Consider the following 9,968-nt stretch of genomic DNA (forward strand, 5'->3'; position numbering starts at 1 on the left):
CACCGTCCGGTGCGTACGCCTGCGACGGGAGTGTCCGGCGGCTAGCCTCGCGCCATGACGTCGGGATCCCCGGAGGTTCCTCGCTGGGGTACCGGGAGCCGGGGGGTCTGGCCGTGGGTCGCGGCGGCGGCGCTGCTCGCGACGGCCGTCTGGGTGATCGCGGCCCTGATGATGGCCGACCGCGGGTTCGACCTCAGCGACGAGGGCTTCTACGTCCTGTCCTACCGGTGGTGGGACTCCACGCCGCGGGTGTTCACGGGGGTCCAGTACCTCTACGGGCCCGTCTTCCAGCTGCTCGGGTGGAGCATCCCCGGCCTTCGCGTCGTACGACTCGTCAGCATCGTGCTGGTGCACCTGGCCTTCGGCTGGGCGTTCATGGCGTGGCTGCGGACCCGCCGGCCGCAGGCACCGTCCAGCCGCGGCTGGGAGCTGGCGGGCACGCTAACGATCCTCGCCTCGGCCGGCGTCACCTATGGCTGGCTTCCGCTGAGTCCCGGCTACAACGACGTCGTCGCGCTCACCTCCCTGCTGCTGGTCTCCCTGCTGCTGTGGTCCCTGACCGTCGTCTCGCGCGGCGAGCGACTGCCCGTGCTGGCGGCTGCCTGCGCCGGTCCGCCCGTGGTCGCGCTCGTCCTGGCGAAGTGGGCCTCGGCCGGCCTGATCCTGCTCTTCCTGCTGGTCGTGGGCGTGCTGGCGTTGCGTGCGCTGGGAGCGCGTGGCTGGCTGAGGTACGTCGTCGCTGCCGTCGCGAGCGTCGCGGTCTGCGTGCTGCTCGTTCACCTGTTCGTGCAGCCGTTGGGCCCGCTCGCCTCGCAGATGACCGAGGTGAACCGGCTGGTCGCGAGGGACACCAACTCGCCGATGACGCTGCTCGGCATGTACGTCCGCACCACGCTCTCGATGGGGTGGGAGGCGGTCGTCGTCGCGATCATCTCCCTGCTCGTGGCCGGGCTCGGCCTCCTGCTCCGGCGCACCAGGTTCGCGGCGCTGGGGCTGCCCTTGGTGGCGCTCGGCCCGGTGGTGGGGCTGGTCACGGCGAACCCCAGGCACGGGGGAGTCCCGGGAGGGGGCAGCGGGGTGATCCGCAGCTATGTCGTGCCGCTGATCGGGATGGCGCTGGTCGTGGTCGTGGCCCGCTGGGTCCTCGGGCGTCGTAGGGCCCGGGCGAGTGAGGGACGCGGACCCGACGTCGCGGTGGTCGTGATGCTGCTCCTCCTGCCGGCCGTCCAGGCTGCCGGCACCGGGAACCCGCTCGCCTACCTCGCGGTGAACCAGTTCCCGTGCTGGACCGCGCTGATGGTGGCAGCGTGCACGGCGCTGACGCACACGCGCGCAGCGGCCACTCTCGCGATCTCGGCCACGGCGTGCGCCGTCCTCGTGGCGGCAACCACGGGGGCCGACGGGTTGCTGCAACACCCCTACCGGACCGCGGCATGGTCCGACGCCTCTGTGCGCATCGGTGGCGGCGGTCCGCTCGCGGACATGCACGTCGACGCAGCGACGGCCGATCGGCTCCGCGCCATCCGCGAGGCAGTGGGGCACCGTCGTGCGGGCGACCCGGTGATGGGCTTCGACGAGATGGCCGGCGTGGTACTGCTGGTGGACGGCCGCTCCGTCGGGGAGGCGTGGTACTCGCGCATCGACCACAGTCGCAGCGCCGCGGGCATCCGCAGCGTCTGCACGCGCGCGCGGCCCTGGGGTGACACGCTCCCGGTCGTCGTCTACGACCGTGCTCCGAGCTCCATCGACCAGGACGCCCTGCGTGCCTGCGGACTCTCGCTGTCCGCCGACTACACACTGGTGACGGTCGACCAGGGAGACCCACGCCTGCGGGTCTACGTGCCGCTGGGCACCGAGGAGAGGACGCGACGTTGACGGAACCAGCCGTGTCGCCCGGGTCACGACGTCTCGTCTCGATCGTCATCCCGGCACTGAACGAGGTCGAGAACGTGCCGGCGGTCCTGGACCGGATGGTCGACTTCGGCTCCGCCTTCCCGGCGTACGACTTCGAGCTGGTGCTGGTGGACGACGGCTCGTCTGACGGCACTGCCGAGCGTGCCCTCGCCGAGGCGCCCGCAGGGGTCCTTGTCACGGTCGTCCAGCTCTCCCGCAGCTTCGGCTCGCACCAGGCGATCACGGCCGGGCTACGTCGTACCGCCGGTGACTGCGCCATCGTGCTCGGCGCCGACATCCAGGAGCCACCTGAGCTGATCGCGGACTTCCTCCAGAACTGGGAGCAGGGAGCCGACGTCGTCTGGGGCGTACGACGCACGAGGGTCCGGTCCTGGCGCTCGGAGCTGCCCTCGAAGGTGTTCTCCTACCTGTTCACGCGGTACGCCGATCTCGCCGACTACCCACCCGAGGGGCCGTCGGGGATGCTGATCGACCGCGCGGTGCTCGACGAGCTCAACCGGCTCGAGGAGAGCAACCGCAACGTGATGGCGCTGGTAGCGTGGCTCGGCTTCCATCAGACCCGCGTGCTCTACGACCAGCTGCCGCGACAGCACGGTGAGTCGCGCTGGACCCGTCGCAAGATGGTGAAGCTGGCCGTCGACTCGCTCGTGCAGTTCTCCTCGATGCCGCTGCGTGCGTGCACCTTCACCGGCCTCGGGGTGGCTGTCCTCGGGCTGGTCTACGCGGTCGCGCTGGTGGTCCGGTCGCTGCTCGGTGTGGACACTCCGTCGGGCTGGCCGACCATCCTGGTGGTGGTCCTCGTTCTCGGCGGAATCCAGCTCACGGTGATCGGCGTCATGGGAGAGTACGTATGGCGCGCAGTCGAGGAGACGCGCCGCCGACCGCTCTACGTCGTGCGTGGGGTGACACACAGCCGGCGGGTGGCCGGCACGGGGGATCAGGGGTAATCCATGAGGACACGTCGAAGCACGGTGCTCGTCACCGGCGGTCTCGGCTACATCGGCTCCTACGTGGTGCGTGACCTGCGTGAGCGCGGCTGGCAGGTGCGGGTGCTCGACAACCGCTACCGGTGCGACCCCACCACCGCCACGGAGCTCGCGGCCCTCGACGGCGTCGAGGTGGTCGAGGGCGACATCCGCTACGCGCACATGGTCGAGAGCGCGACCCAGGGAGTCGAGGCCGTCGTGCACCTGGCCGCGGTGTGCATGAACAAGAGCATCGCGGATCCGACCGAGAGCCTGGACGTCAACCTGATGGGCACCCAGAACGTGCTCGACGCAGCCTCGCGGGCATCCGTTCGCCGCATCGTCTACGCGTCGTCCGCCTCGGTCTACGGCAACCCGACCCAGCTGCCGATGCGCGAGGACGACAAGCTTGCGCCGATCACGCCGTACTGCGTGGCCAAGCTGGCCGGCGAACAGATGCTCGACTTCTACGCCCGTCGCGCCAGCCTCTCCTGGCTGGGCCTGCGCTTCTTCAACGTCTACGGTCCGGGCCAGCCGACCGATGCCTACTACACCTCCGTGGTGGTCACCTTCCTGAACCGGCTCGCAGCCGGAGAGTCTCCGGTGATCGACGGCCGAGGCGAGCAGTCGATGGACTTCGTGCACGTCACCGACGTGGCGCGTGCCGTGGGCATGGCGGTGGACTCCGAGGCGACCGGAGAGCTGCTCAACGTCGGTACGGGACGCCAGACCACCATCGCGGACCTTGCAGAACTGCTGATCCGGAGCGTGGGGGCCGACGTCCGGCCCCAGTTCCGTCCTCGCGAGGTGCTGGTCGCCCGCCGAGAGGCCTCGATCGACCGCATCGCCGAGGTGCTCGGCTGGCACCCGACCATCGAGCTCGAGCAGGGTCTCGCCTCGGTGGTGGAGTGGCTCAAGCAGACCTCGACCGCTGCCTGACGGGGCGTCGCGGGGCGGGGAACAGATCGTGAGGACGGTCTTTGTCGGGGCGAGTTCCCTGGGCCATGCGTGTTGCCGAGCCCTGCTCGAGGCTGGCAAGGAACTCGATCACATCGTGACGATGCCGCGGGACTTCGAGGTCGGCGGGCCGACTGGTGGACGCCACGTCCAGAACGTGCTGCACGCCGACTTCGTGGCACTGGCGGCAGAGCACGACGTGCCGGTCTCCGTGACCGACGGCAACCTGCGACCTCATGAGTCGATGCTGCGTGACCTCGCCCCGGAGGTGGTGCTCGTCGCGGGGTGGTACCACATCGTGCCCCGCAGCGTGCTGGAGATTCCGTCGCAGGGGGTGGCTGGCTTGCACGGCTCGTTGCTGCCGAAGTACAGGGGCAACGCACCACTGGTGTGGGCGATGATCAACGGGGAGCGGCGTACGGGCGTGTCGCTGTTCTGGTTCGACGACGGTGTCGACACCGGTGACGTGATCGACCAGCGTCCGTTCGACATCGAGCGGCACGACACGATCGCCGAGGTTGTGGAGAAGGCCACGTCGGCGGCTGTCTCACTGGTGCTCGACAACTACGACCCCTTGGCTGCTGGCACGGCGGTCGCCAGGCCGCAGGATCACAGCGCGAGCACGACCTTCGGGCCGCGCACGCCCGCTGACGGGGAGATCGACTGGTCGTGGCCCGCGGACCGCATCCGTGACTTCATCCGCGCCCAGACTCACCCCTACCCGGGTGCCTTCACCCGGATCGGCGGCAAGATCGTCCGTATCTGGGAAGCCGACGTGGTCGACGACGTCACCTCGACGTGACGGCCTCGCGGACGGCAGCGACGACCCGGTCCTGGTCGGCGTCGGTGAGGTCGGCGTACATCGGCAGGGCGAGGTGGCGCCGGAACAACAGGTCCGAGGTCGGGCAGTCGGCGGGTGCGGCGTACACAGGCTCGCGGTGCAGCGCGTAGGTGCCGATCTGCGAACCGATCCCGCGGGCGCGCAGGGCGAGGACAGTGGCGTCCCGGTCGACGTCCTCGGTGACGGTGACGGCGTAGGTCTGCCAGGTGGGCTCGCGGTCACCGGGGGAGTGCGGTGCCTCGACCCCGGGTACGTCGGCCAGCAGGTCGGCGTAGCGGTCGGCGAGGACTCGTCGGCGCGCCAGGAACCCGTCGAGCTTGTCGAGCTGGACGAGCGCGATGGCGGCCAGCACGTCGGAGAGCTTGTAGTTGTAGCCCACGTCCCCGAACTCCGGGATGGCGAGCTTGGCCTCACCCTGCCGGGCATAGGCGCTGCGCTGCCCGAAGCACGACATGCTCCGCACCCGGTCGGCGATCCCGGCGTCGTCGGTCACCACCACGCCTCCCTCGCCCGAAGTGATGCCCTTCCGCGCGTGCAGCGAGAACACCGCGACGTCGCCGAACGCGCCACACGGTCTTCCCTCGAAGGTGCCGCCGACCGAGCAGGCGGCGTCCTCCAGGAGGAACAGGCCGTGCCCGCGGGCGAGCAGCTCGAGCGCGTCCCAGTCGGCGGGGACGCCGAGCGCGTCGACGCCGATGATGCCGCGGGTGCGCGGGGTGATGCGCTCGGCGAGGCGGTCCACGTCCACCGTGCCGGTGTCGAGTCGTACGTCGGCGAAGCGTGGTGTCGCTCCGCAGTAGAGGACCGCATGGGCCGTGGCCGGGAAGGTGTAGTCGGCGACCAGCACCTCGTCGCCCGGCCCGACACCGAGCGCCGCCAGGGAGAGGTGCAACCCAGCCGTGCAGTTGTTGACTGCGACAGCGTGGGTGCGGCCGGTCAGCCGGGCGAACGCATCCTCGAGCTCGGTGCCGCGCGGTCCCTGTCCGGCCAGCCACCCCGACGCGAGGACCTGCTCGACCGCCTCGAGCTCGCGATGGTCCGTGGTCGGACGGGTGAGCGGGACGGCCGGCAGCGACGGATCCATCGAGGCGACGGAGCTCAGTCGAGGCCGAGGGAGAAGGCCGACTCCAGGTCGTGCTGGGAGTAGGTGCGGAAGGCGATGTGGGTCTCGGTCTCCATCACGCCCGGCACCTTGTTGATCGAGTCGGCCACCACCCGGGCGACGTCCTCGTGGTTGCTGACCCGGACCAGCGTGATCAGGTCGATCTGGCCGGTCACGCTGTAGACCTCGCTGACGCCCTCGAGGGCGGCGATGGCCTCAGCCACCTCGGGGATGCGGGCGACGTCGGCCTTCACGAACACGATGGCGGTGATCATGGGGTCAAGGTATCGCCCACGACGTCGTCGGGTCAGGGCTGGTGGACGGTGGCCAGCGCCCGGCGCTCGTCGAAGGGCACCAGCTGCGTGCGGGACTGCTCCACCGCGTCGTGGACAGCCAGGTGCCGGCTGGCACCCCGGACGGGACACACCCACTCGCCCTCGACGTGCACCAGGCGGACGCCGGGCTGCTCGAGCCAGCGCAGGATCTGCTCGGACTCCTCGGCGCTGGCAGCCGGCGTGGGCCCGGGGCCGCCGGCCACCGACTCGGCGGACTCGCGGAGCTGGGTGACCCAGACACCGGCATGCGAGTCGGGAGGGATCACCCCGGAGGCGGCCAGCCGGCCGTGGCGGACGACGTGGACCGCCCAGCGCCGGTCGTCCTCGCGGCGGGCTGCGACCAGCTCGGGGCAGGACGACAGCGAGCCCAGCCGTTGGGTCCGCGAGGCCGCGCGGATGAACGCCGACAGCCGGTCGCGATGCACACCGGCCTCCTCGAACCGCTCCTCGCCGGCGAGCCGGTCCATCCGTGCAGTGAGGGCCTCGACCACGTGATCGGCCTGGTGCAGCAGGCTGTCACGCACCTCGGCCACGAGCGCGGCGTAGTCGTCGACCGAGACGCTGCCGTCGCAGGGGGAGAGGCAGCGGTGCATCTCGGCGAGCACGCACGGTGACTTGTGGGGCGTGATCGGGAGGCGGTCGCTGCACTGCCGGATCGGGAACGCCTCGTGCAGGGCGGCCAGGCACTTCTCGGCCGTGCGGCGCGACGCGAACGGGCCGAGATAGTCGGCGCCGTCCTCGGCCACCACGCGCACCAGGGACATGCGCGGCCAGGGCTCCACGGTCAGCTTCAGCCAGTGCATCTTCTCCGGGTGCCGGCTGCGCCGGTTGTAGCGCGGCTTGTGCGCGGCGATCAGCCTCAGCTCACGCACCCGGGCCTCCAGCGGCGTGGCGCACTCGATGCCGGTGACCGAGGCCGCCAGGTTGACCATCTCGCCCATCCGCGAGCGGGTCTCGGAGGCGGTGAAGTAGGAGCGCACCCGGGCGCGCAGGTCACGACTGGTGCCGACGTAGAGCACGCGCTCCTGCTCGTCGCGGAACAGGTAGACACCGGGGGAGTGCGGCAGGTGCTCGGCCAGGTGCCGCTTGCGGCGTACGGCGGGACTCACGCGCGAGCTGAACGTCTGCAGCTCCTCGAGCGTGTGCACGCCCAGGCCGCCGAGACGTTCCATCAGCCCGTGCAGCACGTCGACCGTGGCCCGGGCATCGGAGAGCGCCCGGTGGTTGGGCGTGGTCGACGACCCGAACGCGACAGCCAGTGAGCTGAGCTTGCAGTTGGGGGCGTCGTCGCGCGTGACCACGCGCCGGGCGAGCCGCGCCGTGTCGAGGACCTCGAAGGCGGGCCACGGTCGCTGCTGGAGCTCGGCGAAGTGCTTGAGGAAGCCCACGTCGAACGGTGCGTTGTGGGCGACCAGGACGGTGCCCTGCGCGAACTCGAGGAACGCCGGCAGCGCCGACTCGATCGGTGGAGAGGAGGCGACCATCGAGTTGGTGATGCCGGTGAGCACCGCGATGAACGGCGGGATCGAGGTGTGCGGGTTGACCAGCGTCTGGAACTCGCCGAGCACCTCGCCACCACGCACCTTGACCGCACCGATCTCGGTGATCATCGAGCCAGCCTGGGCCGAGCCCCCGGTCGTCTCGAGGTCGACCACGCAGAAGGTGATGTCGCGCAGGGGCCGGCCGAGCTCGTCGAAGCTCATCTGCGCGGACCACCTGCTCATGCCATTGACGCTAGGGAGCCGGACCGACAAAACCGTGCAGGTGCGTACGGCGCGCCGGTGTGTCGTGTCGTCCTGCGGAAACTGTCAGTGGGGGCTGGTGGAGTGCGCATCACCAAGTCTTGTACGGGCTTTCCCTGGTATTGAGGAGATCGACGATGAGCGTGCGCATCGACTGCGACAGCTGCCTGGTTCGCGGGCTCGCGTGTCACGACTGTGTGGTGACCGTCCTGCTCGGCCCCCCGCCCGAGCTCGGCTTCGACCACGAGGAGCAGCAGGCCCTCGAGGTGCTCGCCGACTCGGGGTTGGTGCCGCCTCTCCGCATGGTGACCCCGGTGTCGGGGCCCGAGGTGGAGTCGGCCTGAGAGTCTTGCCTGAACGAGGTGTCCCTGTGCGCTCAGAACCGCACCCACGTGCCGATGTGCGTTGTGGCGACTACGACAGCTGGCGGTGGGCCGCGACCAGCACGTCTCCCACCCTCCGGTGGAACCCGTCTCTGTCTCTGACCTGCAGGGATGGCCGAGCGTCTGATGCAACGTGCGAACCGGCCGCTCTGCCGCGATCCGGGGCGAACACTCCGTCTGCGTTGACGGAACGTTCCAGCAAAGACGCGGTTGTTGGAACGTTCCGTCAAGGCGCCTGAGTCACCTGCCAGCTGGTCCGGCCCAGAGTGCGCGCCCGTTCGACGTCCGGACATGCCGATGTGCGTGCGGCTGGCGCTACTTGACTGACTGCCACCATTCAAAGATCCGGTCGACGATGTTGGTCGTCACAAGGCGCGGTTCCAAACCGAAGTGGCTCGCTAGTTCGTCACGGAGAAACGCGGCAACCTCGTCCCGGCTGTCGCCTCGGAGAAGCTGCGAGATAAGCGGGTCACGGATGCAGTCGTACTCATCTACTGGCCCCGAGTCGGGGTCCTCGTCGTCGGGGTCGAACACGCCTATCGGGTCCCACTTGTTCAACAGGACGCGCAGTTCTCGCTGCGCACGCCGAGCCCAGTCCGAGTCATGTTGCACGAGGTGAGGCTACAGAGCAGGCGACCGCACATGCCGCGATGAGTGCGCGGGGACGTTGCGATGCGGACTGTTAGACGTCTGTGCAGAGGGGTGTGATGCTGTGTCACATCGGGATGATGTCTGCTTCCTCGACGAGGATCGTGACGTGGACACCCTCAACATCAACGGGTTTAGCCGCAAAGTAGCGCCTCGCCCGTTCGCCATCGCCGGGCGACACTGAAATCTCCACCGAGCCGGCCTCCCCAGCACACACAAGTTGGATGAGGAAGGGGAACTCTTCCGTCTCTAGGAATCGACGCGCTTCGGCAACAGCTAAGCGTGAAGGACGGGGCATCGACAGATCGTAATGCTAGCCGCCGGATCCCGGCGCGAACCCCGACGACGACTACCACTCGGAGCTGGCAGAAACGTCCGGATCTGCCGCTGATGGTGCGCGGGATGCCTGTGAGCGATTGCCTAGGAGCTCGGTCGCTAGTCGTTGACGGGCAAGAAGAAGGCCCACGCCAGGTTCGACATCTCGCCCGCAGCGAACCGAAGAACTCGATCTGTCGCGTGGATTACCCAGACGTCCACATCGTGACGTTGCGAGGGGTGCGAGGGATGGGCGACCACGATCCGCTCCGATTGGGAAGCCCACTGGTGCTCCCACGGGTTGATGCCGGCTAGGTCGAACGCGTCGCCGTCCCAGCACATGCCCACCGAACGCCAGCCAGGAGTCACCAAGCGCGGTTCGGACATGCCGTGACGGTAGACCACAGCCATCCGGACATGCCGCACAGACGCTGCCTCCGGCGGACTCGTATCGTTCAGGCGTGGCGAAACACACCGGGGTGCTCTTGCGGTTTTCCGACGGCAGGAGGCAGTTCATCGACGACGCGCACGTGCATGGGTTCCGCGACGGTGACCTGCTGATCGCACTTGGACCTGCTGAGGCGGGTCTCCATGCTGTGGTGGCTCGAAGAGTTCCGGTCGCAGAGCTGGCCTTCGCTGACACCCGCAATGCCTATGACGACGACGGCGAGCCTGATACGCATACCCTCAACTGGTGAACCGTCTTATGGCGAGGACATCGCGATCAAGGTCTGGCTCGGACCGGCTCTGACATCGGATCAGCGGG

The 9,968-nt window shown here is 69.2% G+C and carries 12 protein-coding genes; 6 read left to right on the forward strand and 6 right to left on the reverse strand.

The genetic code is table 11. The features are described 5' to 3' along the window. The first annotated feature begins 54 nt into the window (after positions 1-54). From H976_RS30450 to H976_RS0118165, 4 genes are all read left to right on the forward strand, one after another. Complete coding sequence (locus tag H976_RS30450; protein WP_027862697.1) at positions 55-1,875, forward strand: hypothetical protein; 1,821 nt, start codon at positions 55-57, stop codon at positions 1,873-1,875. Further along, positions 1,872-2,861, forward strand: coding sequence for a glycosyltransferase family 2 protein (locus H976_RS0118155; protein ID WP_027862698.1), 990 nt, complete (start codon positions 1,872-1,874; stop codon positions 2,859-2,861). Before H976_RS30450 ends, H976_RS0118155 begins: the two co-directional genes overlap by 4 nt. Positions 2,862-2,864: 3 nt before the next feature. Then, positions 2,865-3,818: an NAD-dependent epimerase/dehydratase family protein gene (locus tag H976_RS0118160; RefSeq protein WP_027862699.1), complete on the forward strand. Its 954-nt coding sequence runs from the start codon at positions 2,865-2,867 to the stop codon at positions 3,816-3,818. 121 nt (positions 3,819-3,939) lie between these two features. Continuing rightward, on the forward strand, positions 3,940-4,638 hold the full coding sequence (locus H976_RS0118165) for a methionyl-tRNA formyltransferase (RefSeq protein ID WP_231388980.1): 699 nt from the start codon (positions 3,940-3,942) through the stop codon (positions 4,636-4,638). Here H976_RS0118165 and H976_RS0118170 read toward each other — a convergent pair. From H976_RS0118170 to H976_RS0118180, 3 genes are read right to left on the reverse strand one after another with little or no spacing between them, the layout of a single operon-like run. Then, entirely contained in the window at positions 4,625-5,761 is a 1,137-nt protein-coding gene (locus H976_RS0118170) for a DegT/DnrJ/EryC1/StrS aminotransferase family protein (protein ID WP_027862701.1), read from the reverse strand. The two genes, H976_RS0118165 and H976_RS0118170, sit on opposite strands and share 14 nt — an antisense overlap. Before the next feature lie 14 nt (positions 5,762-5,775). Next, positions 5,776-6,054 carry an Lrp/AsnC family transcriptional regulator gene (locus tag H976_RS0118175; RefSeq protein WP_027862702.1) on the reverse strand — a complete coding sequence of 93 codons (279 nt, stop codon included), beginning with the start codon at positions 6,052-6,054 and terminating at the stop codon, positions 5,776-5,778. A gap of 32 nt (positions 6,055-6,086) precedes the next feature. Then, a complete protein-coding gene (locus H976_RS0118180; RefSeq protein ID WP_027862703.1) occupies positions 6,087-7,838 on the reverse strand; it encodes a DEDD exonuclease domain-containing protein in 1,752 nt (583 codons plus the stop codon). 155 nt (positions 7,839-7,993) lie between these two features. Between H976_RS0118180 and H976_RS0118185 the strand changes: the two genes are divergently transcribed. Continuing rightward, positions 7,994-8,200, forward strand: a complete 207-nt coding sequence (locus H976_RS0118185; protein ID WP_036227209.1) for a hypothetical protein — start codon at positions 7,994-7,996, stop codon at positions 8,198-8,200. A 354-nt stretch (positions 8,201-8,554) separates the two neighbouring features. Here H976_RS0118185 and H976_RS30455 read toward each other — a convergent pair whose 3' ends face one another. From H976_RS30455 to H976_RS27170, 3 genes are all read right to left on the reverse strand, one after another. Then, positions 8,555-8,851, reverse strand: a complete 297-nt coding sequence (locus H976_RS30455) for a hypothetical protein (RefSeq protein WP_196804139.1) — start codon at positions 8,849-8,851, stop codon at positions 8,555-8,557. Between the two features lie 103 nt (positions 8,852-8,954). Next, on the reverse strand, positions 8,955-9,185 hold the full coding sequence (locus tag H976_RS30130) for a hypothetical protein (protein WP_155918491.1): 231 nt from the start codon (positions 9,183-9,185) through the stop codon (positions 8,955-8,957). A gap of 137 nt (positions 9,186-9,322) precedes the next feature. Further along, entirely contained in the window at positions 9,323-9,589 is a 267-nt protein-coding gene (locus tag H976_RS27170) for a hypothetical protein (protein ID WP_155918494.1), read from the reverse strand. A gap of 74 nt (positions 9,590-9,663) precedes the next feature. On the opposite strand from H976_RS27170, the gene H976_RS30135 reads away from it, so the two are divergent. Further along, positions 9,664-9,900 carry a hypothetical protein gene (locus H976_RS30135; protein ID WP_155918261.1) on the forward strand — a complete coding sequence of 79 codons (237 nt, stop codon included), beginning with the start codon at positions 9,664-9,666 and terminating at the stop codon, positions 9,898-9,900. The last annotated feature ends 68 nt before the right edge of the window (positions 9,901-9,968 follow it).

Source organism: Marmoricola sp. URHB0036 (assembly GCF_000426045.1).
Taxonomy (GTDB): domain Bacteria; phylum Actinomycetota; class Actinomycetes; order Propionibacteriales; family Nocardioidaceae; genus Marmoricola.

What these genes read in the sequence shown, in the direction of transcription:
- H976_RS30450 (WP_027862697.1), top strand. Translation starts at nt 55, where the DNA reads ATGACGTCGGGATCCCCGGAGGTTCCTCGCTGGGGTACCGGGAGCCGG.
- H976_RS0118160 (WP_027862699.1), top strand. Translation starts at nt 2,865, where the DNA reads ATGAGGACACGTCGAAGCACGGTGCTCGTCACCGGCGGTCTCGGCTAC.
- H976_RS0118165 (WP_231388980.1), top strand. Translation starts at nt 3,940, where the DNA reads ATGCCGCGGGACTTCGAGGTCGGCGGGCCGACTGGTGGACGCCACGTC.
- H976_RS0118170 (WP_027862701.1), bottom strand. Translation starts at nt 5,761, where the DNA reads ATGGATCCGTCGCTGCCGGCCGTCCCGCTCACCCGTCCGACCACGGAC.
- H976_RS0118175 (WP_027862702.1), bottom strand. Translation starts at nt 6,054, where the DNA reads ATGATCACCGCCATCGTGTTCGTGAAGGCCGACGTCGCCCGCATCCCC.
- H976_RS0118180 (WP_027862703.1), bottom strand. Translation starts at nt 7,838, where the DNA reads ATGAGCAGGTGGTCCGCGCAGATGAGCTTCGACGAGCTCGGCCGGCCC.
- H976_RS0118185 (WP_036227209.1), top strand. Translation starts at nt 7,994, where the DNA reads ATGAGCGTGCGCATCGACTGCGACAGCTGCCTGGTTCGCGGGCTCGCG.
- H976_RS30130 (WP_155918491.1), bottom strand. Translation starts at nt 9,185, where the DNA reads ATGCCCCGTCCTTCACGCTTAGCTGTTGCCGAAGCGCGTCGATTCCTA.
- H976_RS27170 (WP_155918494.1), bottom strand. Translation starts at nt 9,589, where the DNA reads ATGTCCGAACCGCGCTTGGTGACTCCTGGCTGGCGTTCGGTGGGCATG.